General features: G+C 68.2%; 17 protein-coding genes and 1 pseudogene. 15 read left to right on the forward strand and 3 right to left on the reverse strand.

Annotated elements, in window-relative coordinates:
* Positions 1-57 precede the first annotated feature (57 nt).
* The 3 genes from ABIC70_RS26770 (at position 58) to ABIC70_RS26780 (ending at position 4,025) form a co-directional block, all read left to right on the forward strand.
* Entirely contained in the window at positions 58-1,275 is a 1,218-nt protein-coding gene (locus tag ABIC70_RS26770) for an efflux RND transporter periplasmic adaptor subunit (protein WP_343066797.1), read from the forward strand.
* Positions 1,276-1,282: 7 nt separating this feature from the next.
* Complete coding sequence (locus ABIC70_RS26775; RefSeq protein ID WP_354442064.1) at positions 1,283-1,600, forward strand: hypothetical protein; 318 nt, start codon at positions 1,283-1,285, stop codon at positions 1,598-1,600.
* A 385-nt stretch (positions 1,601-1,985) separates the two neighbouring features.
* Complete coding sequence (locus ABIC70_RS26780) at positions 1,986-4,025, forward strand: YgiQ family radical SAM protein (RefSeq protein ID WP_502916045.1); 2,040 nt, start codon at positions 1,986-1,988, stop codon at positions 4,023-4,025.
* Positions 4,026-4,556: 531 nt separating this feature from the next.
* Here ABIC70_RS26780 and ABIC70_RS26785 read toward each other — a convergent pair.
* Entirely contained in the window at positions 4,557-4,754 is a 198-nt protein-coding gene (locus ABIC70_RS26785) for a hypothetical protein (protein WP_179696603.1), read from the reverse strand.
* 343 nt (positions 4,755-5,097) lie between these two features.
* Between ABIC70_RS26785 and ABIC70_RS28420 the strand changes: the two are divergent.
* The 9 genes and pseudogenes from ABIC70_RS28420 to ABIC70_RS26825 all read left to right on the forward strand — a co-directional run.
* Positions 5,098-5,304: pseudogene (locus ABIC70_RS28420) on the forward strand (helix-turn-helix transcriptional regulator); the annotation flags it as partial.
* Between the two features lie 75 nt (positions 5,305-5,379).
* Positions 5,380-5,568, forward strand: coding sequence for a LuxR C-terminal-related transcriptional regulator (locus ABIC70_RS28425; protein ID WP_374701288.1), 189 nt, complete (start codon positions 5,380-5,382; stop codon positions 5,566-5,568).
* A 93-nt stretch (positions 5,569-5,661) separates the two neighbouring features.
* Entirely contained in the window at positions 5,662-5,835 is a 174-nt protein-coding gene (locus ABIC70_RS26795) for a CsbD family protein (RefSeq protein WP_081948643.1), read from the forward strand.
* A gap of 67 nt (positions 5,836-5,902) precedes the next feature.
* Positions 5,903-6,409, forward strand: a complete 507-nt coding sequence (locus tag ABIC70_RS26800) for a CsbD family protein (protein WP_043346042.1) — start codon at positions 5,903-5,905, stop codon at positions 6,407-6,409.
* Positions 6,410-6,455: 46 nt separating this feature from the next.
* On the forward strand, positions 6,456-7,379 hold the full coding sequence (locus tag ABIC70_RS26805; RefSeq protein ID WP_075380196.1) for a PhnA-like protein: 924 nt from the start codon (positions 6,456-6,458) through the stop codon (positions 7,377-7,379).
* Between the two features lie 82 nt (positions 7,380-7,461).
* Positions 7,462-7,665, forward strand: coding sequence for a CsbD family protein (locus ABIC70_RS26810; RefSeq protein ID WP_043346039.1), 204 nt, complete (start codon positions 7,462-7,464; stop codon positions 7,663-7,665).
* 73 nt (positions 7,666-7,738) lie between these two features.
* Positions 7,739-8,122, forward strand: coding sequence for a CsbD family protein (locus tag ABIC70_RS26815; RefSeq protein ID WP_354442072.1), 384 nt, complete (start codon positions 7,739-7,741; stop codon positions 8,120-8,122).
* Between the two features lie 180 nt (positions 8,123-8,302).
* Positions 8,303-8,782: a YidB family protein gene (locus ABIC70_RS26820; protein WP_043346035.1), complete on the forward strand. Its 480-nt coding sequence runs from the start codon at positions 8,303-8,305 to the stop codon at positions 8,780-8,782.
* A gap of 102 nt (positions 8,783-8,884) precedes the next feature.
* Complete coding sequence (locus ABIC70_RS26825) at positions 8,885-10,525, forward strand: LysM peptidoglycan-binding domain-containing protein (protein WP_354442074.1); 1,641 nt, start codon at positions 8,885-8,887, stop codon at positions 10,523-10,525.
* A 334-nt stretch (positions 10,526-10,859) separates the two neighbouring features.
* Here the strand turns inward: ABIC70_RS26825 and ABIC70_RS26830 are convergent, their stop codons facing one another.
* Together ABIC70_RS26830 and ABIC70_RS26835 are read right to left on the reverse strand one after the other, a co-directional pair.
* Entirely contained in the window at positions 10,860-11,132 is a 273-nt protein-coding gene (locus ABIC70_RS26830) for a hypothetical protein (RefSeq protein ID WP_502693488.1), read from the reverse strand.
* Positions 11,133-11,930: 798 nt separating this feature from the next.
* Entirely contained in the window at positions 11,931-13,394 is a 1,464-nt protein-coding gene (locus tag ABIC70_RS26835; protein WP_053608518.1) for a methyl-accepting chemotaxis protein, read from the reverse strand.
* 1,168 nt (positions 13,395-14,562) lie between these two features.
* On the opposite strand from ABIC70_RS26835, the gene ABIC70_RS26840 reads away from it, so the two are divergent.
* The 3 genes from ABIC70_RS26840 to ABIC70_RS26850 all read left to right on the forward strand — a co-directional run bounded on the left by ABIC70_RS26840 (position 14,563) and on the right by ABIC70_RS26850 (position 20,550).
* On the forward strand, positions 14,563-16,761 hold the full coding sequence (locus ABIC70_RS26840; protein ID WP_354442077.1) for a putative bifunctional diguanylate cyclase/phosphodiesterase: 2,199 nt from the start codon (positions 14,563-14,565) through the stop codon (positions 16,759-16,761).
* A 724-nt stretch (positions 16,762-17,485) separates the two neighbouring features.
* Entirely contained in the window at positions 17,486-19,177 is a 1,692-nt protein-coding gene (locus ABIC70_RS26845; protein ID WP_354442079.1) for a methyl-accepting chemotaxis protein, read from the forward strand.
* A gap of 776 nt (positions 19,178-19,953) precedes the next feature.
* Positions 19,954-20,550 (forward strand): TetR/AcrR family transcriptional regulator, encoded by a 597-nt coding sequence (locus tag ABIC70_RS26850; protein WP_043757309.1) that lies wholly within the window; start codon positions 19,954-19,956, stop codon positions 20,548-20,550.
* Positions 20,551-20,566: the final 16 nt, after the last annotated feature.

Raw genomic sequence — 20,566 nt, forward strand, 5'->3', positions numbered from 1 at the left:
TTGGCGTGTTCCCTGTCCGGTTCGGCGTCGAGCGCGCCGCAGCGGGGAGCAGGCGGCGTGCGGGCGGGGATTCGGTACGGCTTACTCGGATGTGGCGCCGCGCTGGTCCTGGCGGCGGGCGGCTGGTTCGCGATGGGCCGACCGGACCCGTCCGTGCTGATGGCGGCCCTGCCCTGGTCGGACCGGCCGCCCGAGACCGCTGAGGCCGAGCCGCCGATCGCCGTGACGGTGACGACGGCGCGGACGCAGGCGGTGCCGATCAGCTTCACCTATACGGGGACGATCATCGCGCAGCAGGACGCGGCCCTGCGGGCCCGGGTGACCGGCAACGTCACCGATCGCCCCTTCGAGCCGGGTGGCCACGTGAAGAAGGGGCAGGTGCTCTTCCGGATCGACCCGCGTCCGTTTCAGGTGGCGCTCGCCCAGGCGCAGGCCCAGGAGGCGCAGGCCAAGGCGCAGCTCCAGTTCGCGCAGGCCGAGGTGAGCCGGACCGACACGCTGGCCGACAAGGGCTACGCCTCCGAGCAGCGCCTCCAGCAGCTTCAGTCGAACGCCGCCTCCGCCGCCGCCCAGGTCCAGGGGGCCGAGGCCGCGATCGCGCGGCAGAACCTCAACCTCGACTACGCGGTGGTGAACGCCCCCTTCGACGGGCGGGCGAGCCTGTCGATCGTCAACCCCGGCGACCTCGTCATCGAGAACCAGACGCAGCTGGTCACGGTGGTGCAGCTCGACCCGATCGACGTGCAGATGGCGCTCTCCTCCGAGGATTCCGAGGCGCTGCGCGAGGCGATGCAGAAGGGCCCCGTGACCGTGGAGGTGCTGGACGAGGCCGGCAAACCCATGCGCGACGCGAAGGTCTATCAGCTCGACAACCGATTTGACCCCCGCACCGCCCGTCGCCTCGTGCGCGCCCTATTGCCGAACACCGACGAGCGCTTCCTGCCGGGTCAGTTCATCCGTGCCCGGGTGAAGACCGGCACCGAGGAGAAGCTTCTGGTCCCCACGATCGCGTTGTCGGCCAGACTCGCTCAGCAGATCGTCTACGTGGTCGACGATCAGGGTGTCGTACGCCAGAAGCCCGTGACGACGGGCGACAGCTTCGGCGAGGACACCGCGATCCTGGCCGGGCTCAAGGCCGGCGAGCGGGTGGTGACCGACCACCTTCAGGACATGCGGCAGGACCTCAAGGTTGAGATCCGGTCCGCGGAGGCCGACGGCCCGTCCAAGCCTCCGGCGACGAAGACGGGGGTCCGGGATGCGGACGATCGGGGCTGACCGCGCCATGCGAGCCATCCTCCCGCTCGGGCTGACCCTGGCGCTCCTGCAAGCATCGGCCGCGCAATCGGCCTCGACGGCGGCGGCGGCGGGCTGCCGTGTCGATCATGCGCGGTACGCGGCCCTCAAGACAGGCATGACCTATCGGCAGGTGCGGGCACGCCTGGGTTGCGATGGCCGTCGCATTTCGCACCTGACGATCGGCCGGGTCCGGCGCGCGACCTATTCCTGGCCCGGGCGGTGCACGTATGGGGCCAATCTCACGCTCACGTTCCGCAACGAAAGGCTCACGGACAAGGCGCAGCTAGGCCTGCGCGTGCCCTGAGCGATCCGCTCGGCCCGAGAGCGGCCTTCCTGCCAGGCCTGAGGGGCAAGACGGGCCTCGGAGCCGACCGGGTGATGACCACACGCCGGAGGCGTTCGAGCGCCGCCCCCGACGGCCCTGGCCCGTGTCGGGCGCAGCCGCGCCGACGGCAGGGGGCATCACGGTCGGGAGGGATCGCGCCATTTTCCGGGATAGCCCCAGGTTCCGGTCCCGCTTCAGGCGCGGTCTCGGCGAGGGGCGTCGTCGCCCACGCATGGCCGGATCGGCGCGTGACCTTGGCCGCGGCGGTGCCGGCGGCCTCTTGGCGTTTGATGCAGGGGCGACGGCCGCCTTCCCTCTGGCGGTTCGTTGAGCTCGCGGCCTCGGCGGCCTATGCATAGACCCCATGGAACTCCACGCGCCCGCCAACCGACCCTTGGCACCCATCGTCTGCCAACCGCCGCCCGCCGGAAAGGCGGCGCCGTTCCTGCCGATGAGCCGCGCCGAGATGGCGGCGCTCGGATGGGACGCCTGCGACATCGTGCTGGTGACGGGCGATGCCTATGTGGATCACCCCAGCTTCGGCATGGCCATCATCGGCCGGCTGCTCGAAGCACAGGGGTTCAAGGTCGGCATCATCGCCCAGCCGGACTGGCAGTCGGCCGAACCGTTCAAGGTTCTGGGCAAGCCGAAGCTGTTCTTCGGCGTCACCGGCGGCAATCTCGACTCGATGGTGAACCGCTACACGGCGGACCGCCGGCTGCGCCACGACGACGCCTACACGGCCGGCGGCGAAGGCGGCCGGCGGCCGGACCGCTCGACCATCGTCTACACGCAGCGCTGCCGCGAGGCCTACAAGGACGTGCCGATCGTGCTCGGCGGCATCGAGGCGTCGCTGCGCCGCATCGCCCACTACGATTACTGGTCCGACAAGGTGCGCCGCTCGATCCTCGCGGACGCGAAGGCCGATCTGCTGATCTACGGCAATGCCGAGCGCGCCGTGGTCGAGGTGGCGAACCGCCTCGCGGCCGGCGAGGCGCCGCAGGAACTCGACGCCGTCCGGGGCGTCGCCCTGTTCCGCCGCGTGCCCGCGCATTACACCGAGCTGCCCGCCGACGATCTCGATTCGACCGACGAGGCCGCCGCCCGTCGCCCCGGCGAGACCGTGATCCGGCTCCCCGCCTACGAGCAGGTCAAGGACGACAAGGAGGCCTATGCCCGCGCCTCGCGGGTGCTGCACCGGGAGGCCAATCCCGGCAATGCCCGCCCGCTCGTCCAGCGCCACGGCGACCGCGACCTGTGGCTGAACCCGCCGCCGATCCCGCTCTCCAGCGAGGAGATGGATGCGGTCTACGACCTGCCCTACGCCCGCGCTCCCCATCCGTCCTACGGGGACGCGAAAATCCCCGCCTGGGACATGATCAAGTTCTCGGTGACGATCATGCGCGGCTGCTTCGGCGGCTGCACCTTCTGCTCCATCACCGAGCACGAGGGCCGCGTCATCCAGAACCGCTCGGAGGGCTCGATCCTGCGCGAGATCGAGAAGATCCGCGACAAGACGCCGGGCTTCACGGGGGTGATCTCGGATGTCGGCGGGCCGACGGCGAACATGTACCGGATGGCCTGCAAGGACCCGAAGATCGAGGCGGCGTGCCGGCTGCCGTCCTGCGTCTTTCCCGATATCTGCCCGAACCTGAACACCTCGCACGACGACCTGATCCGGCTCTATCGCAAGGTCCGGGAGGTGAAGGGCGTCAAGAAAGTCATGGTCGCCTCCGGCGTGCGCTACGACCTCGCGGTCCGGAGCCCCGAATACGTCAAGGAGCTCGTGACCCATCACGTCGGCGGCCGTCTCAAGATCGCGCCCGAGCACACCGAGCGCGGCCCCCTCGACCTGATGATGAAGCCGGGCATCGGCACGTATGACCGCTTCAAGGAGATGTTCGACGCCGCCGCCAAGCAGGCCGGCAAGAAATACTACCTGATCCCGTATTTCATCGCGGCGCATCCGGGCACGACCGACGAGGACATGATGCACCTCGCCCTCTGGCTCAAGAAGAACGACTATCGCGCCGATCAGGTCCAGACGTTCCTGCCCTCGCCGATGGCCACCGCCACGACCATGTATCACACCGAGATCAACCCGTTGCAGGGCGTGCGGCGCGGCGGCAGCGAGCCGGTCGACGCGATCAAGGGTATGCGGCAGCGCCGGCTGCACAAGGCGTTCCTGCGCTACCACGATCCCGAGAACTGGCCCCTGCTGCGCGAGGCGCTGCGGGCGATGGGTCGCGCGGATCTCATCGGGCCGAGGCCGGACCAGCTCGTTCCGCTCTCGCAGCCGCCGGGAACGGGCGCCGGTGCGCGCAAGGCGGGTGGCCAGCCGCGCCCCATGCGCCATCCGGGTGCGCCGCGTTTCACCACGAAGGGCGTGCCGCTGAGGAAGTGATGACCGCGCGCGGCTGATCGACGGATGTTCCGAGAGCTGCGTTCGACCGAGGCTGCATCCACATGGATCGAGCGCGGACATCCATGGATGTCGGGCGCGGACCAATGGCCACGGCTTGCGCGTGTTCGGGCTCGGATGGCTTTGCGCGGTCGCGCGTGGCAACGCGGGCGCCTTCGATCCGAGGGACACGAAAGACGCCGTCAACCTGCGCTTCGGGGTCGTGGACCCTGATGGAGGATTGCGGGCCGGGAAGGCGCGAGGGCCAAGTCCGACGCGAGCGCCTTCATCCTGAGTATCCCGGCCCCGCTGGAGACGGAAAACGAGGGCCAGCTCCCCCGGCCAGTTCGAGCCGGTCGCGCACCCCTGGACGTCCTGCACGGTGAGCCGGTGCTGCTGGTCGGCGAGGCTCGACAATCCTGCCGCGTGCGAACCCTCCGGGTCGGGCACCTCCCGCCGTTACTTTATCCGGTCGTCGCGGTGCCTGTTGCGCAGAATCGTGAAAAGCCACGCCTTCGAGGCAGCGCCAGGCCGCTAGCTGGTTCGATGCTCCCGGGCCTTGAGCAACGTGTACTGCACGAGGCCGTCGCTCTCGGTGGCGTCGCGGTTCAGCGACAGCGCAGACCGGCGCAGATGCGGCACCCCCGCGACAAGTTCGGCCGCGAAGCCGTGGCCCGACGGCGTCTCGGCCGTGTCCAGCGCCTCCAAGGGGCGCCGGAAAGAGGCCGCCAACGGGAATCTCTTATCGGGCAGCGCGACGTCTAAGTAGTAATTCCGCAGACCTCGCCGGAGTTCGTCGCGCGCAGGCGAGATCACGGCACCGTGTACAGCAGGCGAGCGAAACTGTTCGGCGACATGGGGCACGCGAGTGGGCTCGCCATCGTCTTGAGGGCGGCGCCCAGGACCATCCGGCGGTCCCGCAGGCGCGATGAGCATCAATCTTGAGTCGCAGATCCCCGCGTCAATGATACGTGCGTACCGGGATAATAACATAAATTTTGGAACCTGCTTGTGCGCAACCCGTTTGTGCCCGGCTGCCGGAGGGGCAGTGAGCGCGGGACGGGGTGCGGAAGCGGTGACGGCGGACGTCGACAGGCATGAACTCCGGCCCATCATCGCCGGCCTGAGTGAGGGCGAGATCCTGGTCGAGCCCGACTGGGCCAGCGCGTGGTGTGCCAACGCGGCCGCCCCGGCGATGCAGGGTGCCGAGAGCCTGAACGAGCTCGGGCCGACCATGGACGCGTACCGGGACCGGTTCTGCCTGCGCGACCGCAGCGACCGTGGCGCCATCGAGAATCTCGCCAACCTGCGAAGGCGGGAGGTCGGTCGGGCGAAGATATCCGCCGTCAACCTGACGGTGCGCGAGCGCCAGATCCTGAACCTCGTCTGCGCGGGCCGGAATAACGCGGCTAACGCCCGCACGCTCAACCTCTCACGCAATCACGACGCCGCGATCCACCGCAAGATCGGCGTCCGCAAAGGGTCGGAGGCGGTCGTCTGGGGTCGAGGAAACGGATTTCCGATACAAGTCTCTGGAGCAAAATGATTACCGTACTGGTATAATTTGCTCATTGAACACGGAGACGGGACGATCATCTCATCGTCGGTGCAGGGTTTTCTCGAACACGACGGAGCACCCATGGCCGAAGACAGGAGTTCCACTTCCGCCGAGCACCTCAAGGGCTCGGTCAAAGAAGCCCTCGGCAAGCTCACCGGCGACATCCGGGTCGAGGCCGAGGGGCGACGGCAGAAGCGCGAGGCCCGCGCCGCCAAGTCCGTCGGGATCCAGCCCGCCAAGCCGGGTGGGGACTGACGCGAATTCGACCGGCGCCCCGACGCGGAGGCGCCGACCCACACCACCATCACGCAAGGAGAACGACATGGTTGACACGGATCGGATCACGGGCGCCGCCAAGGAAATCGGCGGCAAGGTGCAGGGCGCGGTGGGCGATCTGACCGGCTCGCGGCGGGACTCGGTCGAGGGGCGCGCCCGCGAGGCGGCCGGCCAGGCCGAGAACCTCTACGGCCAGGCCAAGGACACCGTGCGTGACGCGGCCGAGCACGTCGCCGACACCGCCCGCGATATCGGCGGCCGAATTCGCGAGACCGTGGGCGGCCTCGTCGGCTCCGACGACGTCGAGGATCGGGCGCGCCGCGCGCAGGGCGCCGCCGAGGATCACTTCGACCGGGCCCGTCGCTCCGTGCGCCGCGCCGCCGACGACGCCTCCGATTACGCGGAAGACGCCTACGAGCGCGGCGCTCGCGCCCTGCGCCATGGCCAAGGCGGTGTGAGCGGCCAGGTCGCCGAGTACCCCCTCGCCTCCCTGCTGATCGCCGGCGCTGTCGGCTTCGGTCTCGGCCTGCTCGTCTCGGGCACCCGCGACTGAGCCGCCGACCCACGACTTCGAACGACCCAAGACCCGGAGTGAAAGAGTGACCATCCAGACGACCGCTTCCCCCCTCGCCACGACAGCCACGCAGGCCGACACGCGTGCCGTGCTGCTCAACCAAGTGTCCTGGGGGGCCATCTTCGCCGGCGCCGTCACCGCCCTGGTGACCCAGGTCATCGTGAACCTCGTCGGCGTCGGGGTGGGCCTGGCCTCCGTCGGCACCACCGCCGCCGACAACCCGTCGGCCTCCACCGTCTCGATGGGCGCTGGCATCTGGTTCGTGGCCTCGGGCATCGTCGCCTCGCTGGCCGGCGGCCTGATCGCGGGCCGGCTCTCGGGCAAGCCCCTGCCGGGCGCGGCCGCCCTGCACGGTCTCGTGTCCTGGGCGGTGACGACGCTGGTCGTGCTCTACCTGCTGACCTCGGCCGCCAGCGGCCTGGTCGGCGGCACGCTGAGCACCGTCTCGGGGGCGCTCGGCGGCGCGGGCAACCTCGTGGGCGGCACCGTGCAGACGGCGGCCCAGGCGGCGGCGCCGTCGCTGTCGAAGATCTCGAACCCGCTGGACGGCATCGAGGACAAGGTCCGCCAGCAGGCCGCCGGCCAGGACCCGCAGGCGGCTCGTGATGCCGCGGTGGCGGCGGTGCGCGCCGTGCTGACCGGTGACCCCGCCCAGAAGGAGCAGGCCAAGAACCGCGCCGCCGATGCGCTGGCCAAGGCCCAGGGTATCTCGCCCGACCAGGCCAAGGCGCAGATCGACGACTACCAGAAGCAGTACGAGCAGGCCGTCGCTACCGCCAAGCAGAAGGCTGAGGCCGCGGCCGTGACGGCCAAGTCGGCCGCCACCCAGGGCGCGTTCTACGCTGCCATCGCCCTGATCCTCGGCGCGCTGGCGGCCTTCTTCGGCGGTCGCCTCGGCGCCCCGAAGCCGGCGACGCTCCTCTCCTCCTACGACGCCCGCCGCGTCTGAACCCCTTCACCGGCCCCCGCCCACGGGCGGGGGTCTTCACCGGCCGGAGCATCCGGCCTCACTCGCGAAGCAGGAGCGCACGATGAGCAGCACCACCGACAAGCTCAAGGGTCTGGCCAACGAGGCCGTCGGCAACGTCAAGCAGGGCGTCGGCAACGTGACCGGCAACGACAAGCTCGTGGCCGAAGGTAAGGCGCAGGAGCTGAAGGGCGAGGCGCAGAAGACCGTGGGCGACGTCAAGGACGGCGCCAAGAACCTCGCCGACAAGGTCACCGGCAAGCACTGATCGCGACTCCAGCGGCGCCGGTACGGCCGGCGCCGCCCGAGAGAGCCGTGTCCGATGAGCAGAGGAGTGAACCATGAACCGCGACCAGATTCGTGGCGCGTCCCGTCACCTCCAGGGTCGCGCCCAGACCGCCGTCGGCGGCCTGACCGGTGATCCGATCCGCCAAGTGCGCGGCGCCGCCAATCAAGTGGCCGGCGGTGCACAATACGCCTACGGCCGCGCCCGCGACCGGGCCGAGGACCTCGCCGAGGACGGCCGTCACCTCGCTCACGAGGTCTGGGAGCGCGCCGACGACCTCATCGAGGACGGCCGCCATGTCGCCCAGGAGGCCCGCCGCCGGGTGCAGACCCACGGCCGCCGCGCGATCCGCTATGCCGATGCCAACCGCACCACGACGCTGCTCGCCTTCGTCGGCGTGGCCTTCGCGCTCGGCTGGCTCGCCCGTTCCTCGCGCTGACACCGCGCCAACCTGGAGATCCCGATGATCCGCAAGCTTCTGACCGCCTTCCTGCTGCCCCGCGTGATCGCCTTCGTCACGCGCCGCGTCACCGGCCGGGCGACCACGCCGCCGCCACGTCGCGGCTACTGACCGCCAAGCCCGGCGATTTCTGCCGATTCATCACGGAAAGGACGCGACATGAGCAAGGGATACCCCTCGATGACCGCCCTGCTGGGCCTGCTCGCGGTGGCGGGCTACCAGAACAGGGACAAGATCGCGGAGTGGCTCGGCACCCCCGCCCGGGACGCCCATGGGTCGGTCGTGCCGCCGGTGGCGCGGACCTCCCCGGCGACCGGGTCCGCGGCTCCCTCCAACCTCGAGCGCGTGCTCGGCGGGGTCGGCTCGGCCGGGGTCGGCGGCCTGCTGGCCAGCGGGTTGGCCGAGCTCGTCGAGCACTTCACCAAGGGCGGCCACGGCGAGACGGCGAAGTCCTGGGTCAATCAGGGCGCCAACCGCGACATCGCCGAGCCGGACCTTGAGCGCGCCATCGGCCCGCTGACCCTGGAGCACCTCACCCAGCAGACCGGCCTGAGCCGCTCGGAGATCCTTTCGCGCCTGTCGCGCGAACTGCCGTCGGCCATCGACCGCTACGCGACGGACGGCCGCCGCTTCGCCTGACAGCGGGACCCGAACGTCCCGGTCGTCCCATGGGGCGGCCGGGCAGCCGACCAGGGCCGGCATCAGGCGGCAGCTTGCACGATGCGGGGGAACCGTCACGCCATGATCACCGCCCTGCGTCGCATCCTCATCACGGCGCTCATCGCCGCGCTTGCCGGCCTCGGTGTGGTCGTGGCCCTGCTCGGCCGGCGCCCGCGGACACGCGTCAAGCAACGGACTGCGGTCCCGGTCCCGGTTGCGGCTCCCGTGCCGGCCCCTCGCACGACCGGCGGCAGGCGGGGGCTGGCTATCGGGCTCGTGTGCCTGTTGCTCCTGACGGGGCTGGCCGGGCTCGTCTACGAGCGCCATGACGCGACCGTCGGGGTCGTGTCTCGCGCGCCGGACGGCGCGGGCCAGACGCTCGCCGCCCTGCCGCCGTCCGACACCGGGACCGCCCGCACGCCGAGCCAAGCGGACGAGAGGACGACCCAGTCGGCGCGGACGCGCGAAGAGCCCGGCCCACCGGCCAACCGTCCGCCTTCGCGCCCGTCGGCATCGGCCGCGCCGGGGTTCGACGTCGTGCGCGTCGAACCGAACGGCGACGCCGTGATCGCCGGACGGGCGGCGCCGAACGCGTCCGTCGAGGTGCTCGTCGATGGCCAACCCGTGGCGCGCGCGCAGGCCGATGCCGGAGGGCACTTCACCCTCACGCCACCGCCCCTCCCGGCCGGGAGCAGCGAGATCGGGCTGCGTGCGACGGATGCGAAGGGCGACACGCAACGGTCATCGACCCGCGTCGCGGTGGTGGTCGCGCCGGCCCGGGATGCCAGACCCCTCGTCGCCCTGTCGTCGCCCGACGCGCCGACTCGGGTCCTGTCCCGGCCGGATGGCCCGGCCCCGGGTAACCCGGCTCCCACGACGGTGCCGGGTCGGGATGCGCCGATCGCCGGGCGAGACGAGCCGGGCGCCGATGCCAGCATCCCGACGACGGGTATCGGGACCGGCGCGCGCCGAGCAGGCGGGGCGACGTCGCCGACCGATCCCAGACCCCGAGGGGCTCGCCCGGCCGAGAAGCCCGTCGCCGACGCGACGACGGTATCGCCCAAGGTCGTCAGCATCGATGCCCAGGACGGAGGCAAGCTCTTCGTCACCGGACGGGCAGCCTCCGGGGCCAGCCTGCGGCTCTACCTGAACGATTCGCCGGTCGCCCCGGCAACGGTGGGCCGCGACGGCACCGTGACATTCACCATTGGCCAGGGCGTGAAGCCCGGCCACTACAGGGTCCGGCTCGATCTGGTCGATCCCGCGACGGGCAAGGTCCGGGATCGGGCAGAGGTGCCGTTCACGGCGCCCGGTGCCGGCCACGACGAGGGGGTGGAATACGCGGCGACCCAACAGGGCGGAGCTCCGCAGACCGCCGTGCCGGCCCCGTCGGGACGACGGACCCCCGAAGATGCCGCCGCGGCGCGCGCGGACCCGGCGCGACACACCGGCACCGGCAGCTTGGCGGCTGACGTTCCGTCCGGGGCCATGGCGGACTCGGCCGAGGTCTACGTCCCCCGGATCGAGACAGCCCGCATCGTGCGCGGCGACAATCTTTGGACGATCAGCCGCCGGGCCTACGGCGAGGGCGAACGCTACACGCTGATCTTCGACGCCAACCAGGACCAAGTCCGCGATCCGGACCTCATCTATCCCGGACAGGTCCTCGTGCTCCCGGACAAGGACGTCGTCGACGCCGGCCAGACCGGCAAGCGCGACTGACTGGGTCATCTCCCATGCTGCGAAGATTGGTTTCGCCGCGTGGGCGGGGTTGTCCGGGTTCGTCTGGGCGGCGGGTCAACCTCGGTTCGGCACGGCTATGACGCCGCCAGGCCGGTCCGATACAGCGACCAACCGGACCTGTGCGACCTGACAGAGCCGGATGGCATCGACAGGCGCTGCCGAGCACTCCGTGCCGGCCCCCGGCGCCTCCCTGTCGGCTTCGACGGTCCGGGCGCGTGAGAAGGACGCATCTTGTCGATGCTCCAGCCGCCTGCGTGTCGCAGAGCGGGATGGCGTCCGTGCGGCGCCGCGCTGGCGCGGCGCCGACTCCGGTTCAGTAGCTGACGTAGCCGCCGGCGCCCTGGGAGGGGCGCACCGGGCCGCCGGTATTCACGGACGGGGCTGCCCGCTGGCGCTCGGCCTGGCGGTTGGCCAAAGCGCGGCCGGCGGCGCAGCCACCGACGGCGCCGAGGACGCCGTGCCCGGCATAGTGGCCGGCGATGCCGCCGACGATGGCACCCTTGATGCAGCCCTTCGCCTCGGCCGCCTGACCGGCGGCCAGAAGGGCACTCGCCGCCACAGCGGCCACAGCGACACGCTTCATCATGATAATCTTCCCTCCGCGGCATCTCCGTGGCCGCAGCGACGATTTAGGTATTCAGAGCGCGTCATGAAGATGCCGTGGTGCAAATTTCCATGAATTTCACCACTTGAATTTCCGAGGCATACTACAGAATGACGATCCGTTCGCGTCGATGCTCCGCGATGACGAAAATGAACATTGCTTGAACGGAGGCGAGCCGTCGATGGAAGAGAGGGTTGCTCCTGTCCTGGGCGTTCGCCGCGTCAGGTCTTCGTGACGCGACCGGCCTGGCCTGCCGACATGGGCCGGCCGCCCGACCTGATCCTCCGGCGGCTCCGGACGACCTGACGGAGGACGACGGAGATCTGGTCGGCCGAGCAGGGGGTGTGCCGGAGCTCGAAGCCGTTCGCGCCCTCCCCCGCGTTGGTCGCCATACCGCAGAGCCACGGCGTGGATGCGCTGCCGACCGGTCTCGTCCGAGCGCCCGAGATCACGCAGAGAACCGTTCTCGACGCACCGCCGGATGGTTCCGCGCTCCGTCAGGCTGAAGCCTTCGCGTTTCAGGCGTGCATCGCGTTCGCTGTCGTGCCCCGCCGCGAAATCCTTCGTGGCCGCCAGTGCCTGCAGGCGTGCGAAGGCGCCGAAGTCCCGCTCACGTTCCTCCAAGAGCGAAAACCCGTCGCCGATCGAGCGCCATGCGCCCTTCCCGTAAGCAGCCCTTCGTCGGCCGTCCGGCAATTTCGGCTCGGGGTGGGAGCCGACTTCAACTTGTCGTCTCGAAACAAACAGCGCGAGACATCGGACACCATCAGTGAGCGCAGATCAGGCGGCCTTCACGCCTGCCAGGAAGCGCGAGACTTCCTGCGTCAGGTTCTCCGCATGATGTGCAAGCTCCCGGGCCGCACCGAGCACCTGAGTTGCCGCGGCGCTCGTCTGGCCTGCACCCTCGCGCACGTTGGTCATGGCCGCCGTCACGAGGCTCGTCCCCTGCGCGGCATGAGCCACATTCCGCGCGATCTCCTGCGTCGTGGCGCCCTGCTGCTCCATTGCTGCTGCGATCCCAATGGATGTGTCTGAGATCTCGCCGATGACGCGTTCCAGGTCCTGGATGTCCAAGACCGCTTGATGCGTCACGGCTTGAATCTCGGCGACCTGCTCACCGATCTCACCGGTTGCCTTCGTGGTCTGACCAGCCAAGTGCTTTACCTCCGCGGCGACGACGGCGAAGCCTTTCCCAGCCTCGCCAGCGCGTGCCGCCTCGATCGTGGCGTTGAGCGCCAGCAGATTGGTCTGCGACGCGATGTTGGAGATTACCGACACGACTGAGCTGATGCGCTCGGCGCTGACGGTAAGCTTCTGAACTGTAAGGTCCGTTTGCTTCGCCTTGTCGACGCCCTGATAGGCGACACCGGCTGAATGGCCGACCTGCTGGACGATCTCCTGCACGGACGCGGACATCTCCTCGCTGGCTGCGGCGACTGTTTGGACGTTGACCGACGTCTGGAGCGCCGAGCCGGCGGCGGCCACAGTCTGCTCTGTGGTTTCGGCAGCCGTAACCGCCATAGCGTTCGCGGTGGCCTCCATTTCGGTGGCCGCGCCTGCCAGCCCCTGAACAAGGGCGGAGACGTTGTGCTCGAACTCCGTCATCATCACGGCCAGCACGCTCACCCGGCGCAACTTGAGTTCGTTCTCGACAGCCTGCGCCTCAGCAAGTTTCCGGGTGAGTTCAGCGTTGCGCGTGGCTTCCGCCGTGGCATGCTCGGATGCCGTCATCGCCTTCGCCAATTGATTGACCGCCAGCATGAGCGCGCCGGCCTCGACAAGAAGGATCACGGCATGAATGACGACGCGGGTGTAATCAGCGCCGTCCGGAAATACGGCTGCCGGATAGAGCACGTTCAGAGCGAGATGATGGATAGCGACCACACCCGTGGCTGCAAGGATGGCGCTCCAGCAACACCAGCCGGCCACGACGGCGAGAGCAGCGAAGAACAGCATGTGCATGTCGATTTGCAGATGCGTTCCTGCCGTGCCGAACACCACCAAGCCAACGAGCGACATGGCTGCAGCGGAAGAGAGCTGGCGTGTGATCGCCGCTGGGCCATTGACGCGTGCGACCAGTCCGACAACGACGATCAGTGCGCCTCCAAAAGCAGCCGCAGCAGCAAGATTGGCGTCCGTGGCCCAGGCCGTGAGGACGGCCACGATATAGAGCAGGCCCAGCCCCCCAAGCATCACAGGCATGAAGGCGTGGCGCAGCGCCGCGAGGTTACTGACAGGCGTCATAGCTGGTGAGTTCCAATCGTGGATGATGACGCAGAGGCCTTGGGCAAGCAGCCGCTCACCGCGGTAGCTGCAACGACAAGGGTCGCGCCCTCTCGGTAGAGCGCCCACACAAGATTCGGTGGGGCAGAGCTGAGGATCAGGATGTGCCCGCGCGGCGACATCCACAGAATCCGAACGTCGACACCAGCGATCGCCGCAGGCGTCAGTTCATCAGGGCTGAGGCGTAAGACCGCGACAGGCTCATCGTGCCGCGGGCTGAGCGACAGGGTGGCAGGGCCGAGCCCACAGAGAAGGATGAAGCCGCCGACGAGGATGCTGTTTGCGCCTCTCGGTCGAATGGGTCGTCCGGGCGGGTCAAAAATCGGCCGAGCCTGCGTCATTCTCTTTCATGTATGGGTCGTAGAGATTCTTTCGCCCCTATCGCCCCAAAATCTTATATAAAGCCTTTATAAAACTATATTCTTGGACCTCTTGGGTGTTTACCAAGTCTACTACAAGTAGTGTGGTTCAAATTTCCGTGATCGGGTTGGGTCAAACAGGCCTGTCGACTCTCTCCGTTGCTTCTTTGGTATTTCGGAAGTCAGCCTCAGTCTCGATCGAGCACAGTCGGGATCGGGCTGTCCGTAATCTGATCTTCTGATCATCGGGGCAGGCTTTTAGTGGGCGAGCGGCAACATCCGCTTCGATGCCTTCGCGCTCAGAACCGGACCGGCAGAAATCACCCTGAGCGGCCCTCCCGTGTCCGACCCAACCCGGCCGCCCCGACGGTTCCCTGTCGTTTCCGCAAGCAGACGCCCCGCTAGACCACCGACAACTCCGGCAGACTGATGGAGGAAGGGCTACGAAACGGCGTGCGGATTCTATCCTCTCGGGAGGTATCCGATGCACCGTGGAGCGAGGTTTCGGCGGCTCGCAAGCGCCGATTGCCATCGTCGAAATGATTCACTGAAGGGGTCATGACCTAACATGCATTGGATCATTCGCCAGCTTGTTGAATCAAAATTGACCTATTTCTGAAAAATTCAAGCTTTATACCGATTGATGCAAAAGTCCTGGAGGCAATTCTGCGACCGCTACAGCGTCGGCGACACTCGCGGCGCTGCCTACCTTAGGTATTTTTTTAACAATTTTAAATTAGAAACAGACGAACACACACTCGGAAACCATTATGAGGCCACCTGTCCTCATCGAAGAAGACGACCGCGTGGCAGCACTCGCCGCATATGATCTCGTCGATACGGTGCCGGCACCTGCCTTCACGCAGATCGTCAGCTTGGCCACCCGCCTGTTCGACGTCCCTACCGCCTTTGTTTCACTGGTCGACCGCAGCCGGCAGATCTTTCACGCCAAGGTCGGCCTTGACCTGTGTGAGACGGACCGGGAGGTCGCGTTCTGCTCCCATACCATCGCGCAGCGCGACACTCTCGTTGTCCTCGATGCCACCCTCGACCCACGCTTTTGCGACAATCCGCTGGTTGTTGGACCGCCATATATTCGCTTCTACGCCGGGATCCCGCTCGTCGCACCGTCGGGCCACGCCGTCGGCACATTGTGTCTCGTCGATACGCGGCCACATCACGGCTTCTCCGCCGCGGATCAGACGATCCTGCGGAATCTGGCGGACCTCGCCCTCGACCGCATGGAACTGCGACGGCTGCAGGTTGCCGAGCGGGCAAGTCACGCGCGCTTCCTCCAGATTGCATCCACCTCGCCGAACGGCATCGTCTGCGCGGACGCTGCGGGCCATATCACCTTCTGGAACGATGCCGCCGAAGGCTTGTTCGGCTACTGCGCCACCGAGGCGGTCGGGCAATCGATCGATCTGGTCGTGCCCGAGCGCATGCGCAGGGGCCATGACGGCGGTCTGCACCGGATCGCCGCCGGCGGTGAACCCCGTCTCCTCGGCAAGACCGTCGAGTTGCCCGCGCGGCACCGCGACGGGACGGAATTCCCGATCGAGCTGTCGCTGTCGCGCTGGGAGGAGCAGGGACAACCCGCTTTCGGCGCGATCATCCGCGACATTCGCGAGCGGCGCGCCAACGAGGAGCGCCTGTTCCGCCTCGCCCATCTGGATCCCCTGACCGAACTGCCCAACCGGGCCGTGCTGCGCGAGCGGTTGACCGAGATCGTCACGGCCATGCGGGCCGTCTCCGTGATGATGTTCGACCTCGACGGCTTCAAGGAGATCAACGACAGCCACGGGCATGCCACGGGCGACGCCGCCCTCAAGGCGATGGCTGCACGCTTGCTGGCCTGCGTGCGCCCCATCGATACGGTCTCCCGGCTGGGCGGTGACGAGTTCGTGCTCATCATGCCTGACATCGGGGATCCTCTGCGTGCGGCCGCGGTCGCCGAAGCGATCATCACGGCGGTCGCGGAGCCGTTCGAGCACGCGGGGCAGACCCTCCGGGTCGGTACGAGCGTCGGCATCGCCCTCGCGCCGGCCCATGGCGAGAATGCCGACGATCTCCTCTCCTGTGCGGATCTTGCTTTGTACCAAGCCAAGAGCGAGGGGCGACATTGCTACAGGTTGTTCGCCCCCATGCTCCGAGAGCGGGCCCAGCGCACGCGTACGCTGCGGGACGAGCTCGGCCGTGCCGTGGAGAATGACGAATTCGTGCTGTTCTATCAGCCGCAGGTCCGCATGCGGGACGGAGCATTGACCGGCGCCGAGGCGCTGATCCGCTGGCAGCATCCCGAGCGCGGCCTCCTCGCGCCCGGGGCGTTTCTGGACGTGTTGGACAAGAGTCGCTACGCCGCACAAGTCGGTGACTGGGTGCTGCGCACCGCTTGCCGACAGGCCGTGGCGTGGCGCGCAGCGGGCGCCGCACGCTTCCGGATCGGCGTGAACCTATGCAGTGCCCAGGTGCAGCGCGGGGACCTCGCCGAGACGGTTCAAGTCGCTCTGGCCGAAAGCGGACTGCAGGCAGACGGTCTCGAACTGGAAATTACAGAGAACATCGTGCTGCGCCACGACGCGCAACTGGTCGTCGCGCTGCGCAACCTCCGCGAGGTCGGGGTCGGCATCGCCTTCGACGATTACGGCACCGGCTACGCCTCCCTCAGCCTGCTGAAGCGCTTCCCGCTGACACGCTTAAAAATCGACCGCTCATTCGTCACGGGAAAGCTGGCATCGCATCAGGACATGACGATCGTGCGGGCGATCCTGCAGCTTGGCCACGGCTTCAAGCTGGACGTGATCGCCGAAGGAATCGAGACCGAGGCGGAGTACACGCGCCTGCGGACGAAGGGCTGCCAAGAGGGGCAGGGTTACCTATTCGGCAAGCCGATGCCGGCTGACATCTTTGCCAATCGGTTCGGGCTGAGGATCAGGGAAGACATGCCGGCCGCATTGACTGCCCGTTGATGCCTTGCGTCGCGCAGGCCTCACCCGGCAGGGATGCTGCGCTCCACACCATCGCTGACGGCGCGCAGGCGTCGGAAGAAACGAGGTCGGCGGCAGGCCATCCTGTCGGCAGACTCGGTGCTGTCGCGCCGGTCCAAGTCTGTCGGTGACGCGGTTGCACGCTTCCGTGCAACCGCCCGCGCTGCCGTTCGGCCGACGCGATAAACCGCGCACGTCTGAAGGGCGTCCGCTTACGCCCCAGACAGAACGGGGAGCGGATCGTCCCGAACCCATCCTGAGAGGCCCTCCCGCTTCCGGCCCAGTGGAGGCATTCAAGCTGCCGGTCAGGCACTCCTCAAGCGGACGCTTGATGCCGGCACATGACCGACTGCTTCGACGCTAAGGTGCAGCTTCATCCCCTAGACGCGCACGAGCGCCGATCGGATGACGGTTGCGCGTCGATTCGCGGCTCCAAGGGTAACAACTTCTGATGGATCTAATAAGATCTGAGTGCAGGACATTGACGGGGTCAATCACCATTGGTTGATCGCCGAAGAAGCAACCTATAACCGGTTCGAATATAAATATTAAGGCTCTCCCGGCGAAGAGCAGGTTGCTTGGTGGGCTGCCTGTGAGGGCGGGAAGCCGATCCAGGCTCCCCCATCTTGCCCGTGTGGCCGCGTCACCGCCTCCACTCCGGCAGGCGCTGGGCGGCCGTGCGGGGTGCCCCGTCCAGGACCGGATCATGCGCCTTCACCTGACAGTCAAAGCGTCACTCCTCGCCGCCTTCGGCCTCCTCGCGCTCCTGTGCGCCGGCCAAGCCGTTCTCACGACTCTGACGCTCTCGGGCATCCGGGCCAACGTCACGGGCGTCGCCACGAACTGGCTCCCCTCCGTCGTGGCGATCACCAACATCCGCGCCGCGGCCGCGGACGTGCGCATCAAGCAGTTGCGGACTCTGACCCTGTCCGGCAGCCCCGAGCAGCGGGCCGAGAACGCGCGGCAGATCGATGAGGCCGTCGTGGCGCTCGCGGCCGCCCGGACGACCTACGAGCCCCTGATCTCGTCCGCCGAGGAGCGGGCTCTCTACGACGCGTTCGGCGCCACCTGGGAGCGCTACCAGACCGTCGGCCGCGAGGCGGCGCGCCTGGCGGAGGCGGGCCAGAGCGCCGACGGTGCCCGGCTCATGGCCGACCCGGCCAACATCGACCTCTACAACGCCGCGCGCGACACCCTGGTCAAGGATGTCGCCCTGAACGAGCGCGGCGCGCGCGCGGATGCGGACAGCGCCATGGCGGCGACGGATTCCGCGACCGTGACGGCTTATCTCTCGATTGTGCTGAGCGTGCTGGCGGCCTGCGGCGCGACCGCCTTCGTGCTGCTGCGCGTGTCCCGCCCGATCCAGGCGATGACCGGCACGATGACGATCCTCGCCGCGGGCGACACGAGCGGCGCGGTGCCCCACCGCGCGCGCCGCGACGAGATCGGCGCGATGGCGGCGGCCGTTCAGGTGTTCAAGGACAACCTGATCCGCACGCGCCGGCTCGAAGAGGAGACCGGGCAGGCGCGCCTGGCCGCCGAAGAGCAGCGCAAGGCCGGCATGCGGCAGATGGCCGACGGCTTCGAGGCCGCGGTCGGCGGGATCATCGGCACGGTGTCGTCCTCCGCGACCGAGCTGCAGGCGACCGCGCAGGCGATGACCGCCACGGCCACCGAGACCGCCAGCCAGTCGACGACCGTGGCGGCGGCGGCCGAGGAGGCCGCCTCCAACGTCAGCACGGTGGCGGCGGCGGCCGAGGAACTCGGCTCGTCGGTGCAGGAGATCGCCCGCCAAGTGCAGGGGTCGGCCAGCCTCGCCCATCTCGCGGTGAGCGAGGCCGATCAGACCGGCCTGCGCGTGCAGGAACTCAGCGCCGCCGTCTCCCGCATCGGCGACGTCGTCGGCCTGATCTCGAACATCGCCGGCCAGACCAATCTTCTCGCCCTCAACGCCACCATCGAGGCGGCGCGGGCCGGGGCTGCGGGTAAGGGCTTCGCGGTGGTCGCCTCCGAGGTGAAGGCGCTGGCCGAGCAGACTGCCAGGGCCACGCACGAGATCTCGGGGCAGATCGCCCAGATCCAGGCTTCGACCGGCCAGGCGGTCACGTCGATCGCGGGCATCACCGGGCGGATCCGCGAGATCAGCGGCGTCGCCACCTCGATCGCCGCCGCCGTCGAGGAGCAGGGTGCGGCGACCCAGGAGATCGTGCGCAACGTCGCGCAGGCCTCGACCGGCACCAACGAGGTGACGGGCAACATCGCCGGCGTAGCGCAGGCGTCGGAGGAGACGGGGGCGGCGGCCTCGCAGGTCCTGTCGGCGGCCTCGGAGCTGTCGCGGCAATCCGAGTATCTCGGCGCCGAGGTCAGCCGTTTCCTCGCAACCGTGCGTGCCGCCTGAGACGAGCCTCTCGTCGCGAGCACGTAAGAGGCCGACCGAATCCTTGAACGTCCGCTTCCGCCTCATCTTCGAGCGGAAGCGGACGGGCAGAAAACCACCTCAAGCCGTCCTCTCGCTCCCGACCCAACCCGACCCGGCCGCTTGGATCATTATGTTTTAGTTTCGAAAGCGGACACGGACGCCGAAGAGCAGCGCGGACCAGGACGCGCTACGGGGAGATCGGGTCCCGCTCGCGAAGCGTCGATCTTTTGGTGCACCTGCTCCCTATCGGTAACACGCACGGCCGGGTTTTTGAGCTTCCGCTATAGGCTTTCCTTGGTGTGCCCTTCAAACGGCCGCTCAGCCTGCCAGCGCCGCCGTGTCATCCCTATGATGAACTGCGTCAGCATCCCGTCCCCCCCTCCCGAGGACTGCTGCTGCAACAGCGAGCGACAGGCTAGAACCGACAGGCGACACAGCCCCAGGAGGCAGTTGACTGCGTCCTCTGGCTCATCTGTTCCGGCAACTACCGCGCAGCTTGGCCGGAAACCTGACGCGCCAAAAAATGGCCGATCCGAGCCACGCGGCGGCTTCTGGACGCCAGAAGATACCGGCTGGATGCAGTCGGGTGGGCTTAAAAAACTCCTCGTCACGTCACGCATTGCGGACATCGGCAGGCTCGCTCGCCGAGGGTGGGTAAGCCTTGGGAAGCACTCGATGGAGCACTCGACTTGAAAGATACCGTTGGGTAGGTATCTTTGAGGCGGCGCCGATTTGCCGTGCGTCAAGGAGGGGGCATGGCGACCGCCTACAACCGCAAGAAGCAGCCAGAGCTCGTCCGGCGGACGCTCCTCGATTGCGCCGCCAAGCTCGCGCTGGAACAGGGCTTGGCCGCCGTCACGGTGCAGGCGGTCAGCCACGCCGCCGGCGTGACCAAGGGGGCGCTGTTCCACCACTTCCCAAGCAAGCAGGCGCTGGTCGAGGGCGTCGTCGCCGACCTCATCGCGCAGCTCGACGCAGATATCGACGCCGCCATGGCGAAGGATCCTCGTCCGTACGGGCGGTACACGCGGGCTTACGTCGACATCACCCTGCACGACCCGATGATCACCGAGGGCGGCCAGTGGGCTGCCCTACACATCTCGATTCTCGCCGAGCCCACCTTGCGCCGGATGGTGTCGGACTGGTTCGCGGAACGCCTGCACCGTCACCGGGACACCGACGGGGATGCCGACCTGGAGTTCGTCCGGCTCGCCGCCGACGGCGCATGGATCGCCTACCTCGTGCGCGAGAAGCCGACCGACCCGGTGCCGGAACTCGGCGCGCTCCGCGCACGGCTCATCGCGATGACCCTGGCCGAACCGAAGCCAGCCTCGGGCGGGGACAGGGGCTGAGCGATGGGATCGACTT

It is taken from the genome of Methylobacterium sp. 1973, assembly GCF_040545035.1.
Taxonomy (GTDB): domain Bacteria; phylum Pseudomonadota; class Alphaproteobacteria; order Rhizobiales; family Beijerinckiaceae; genus Methylobacterium; species Methylobacterium fujisawaense.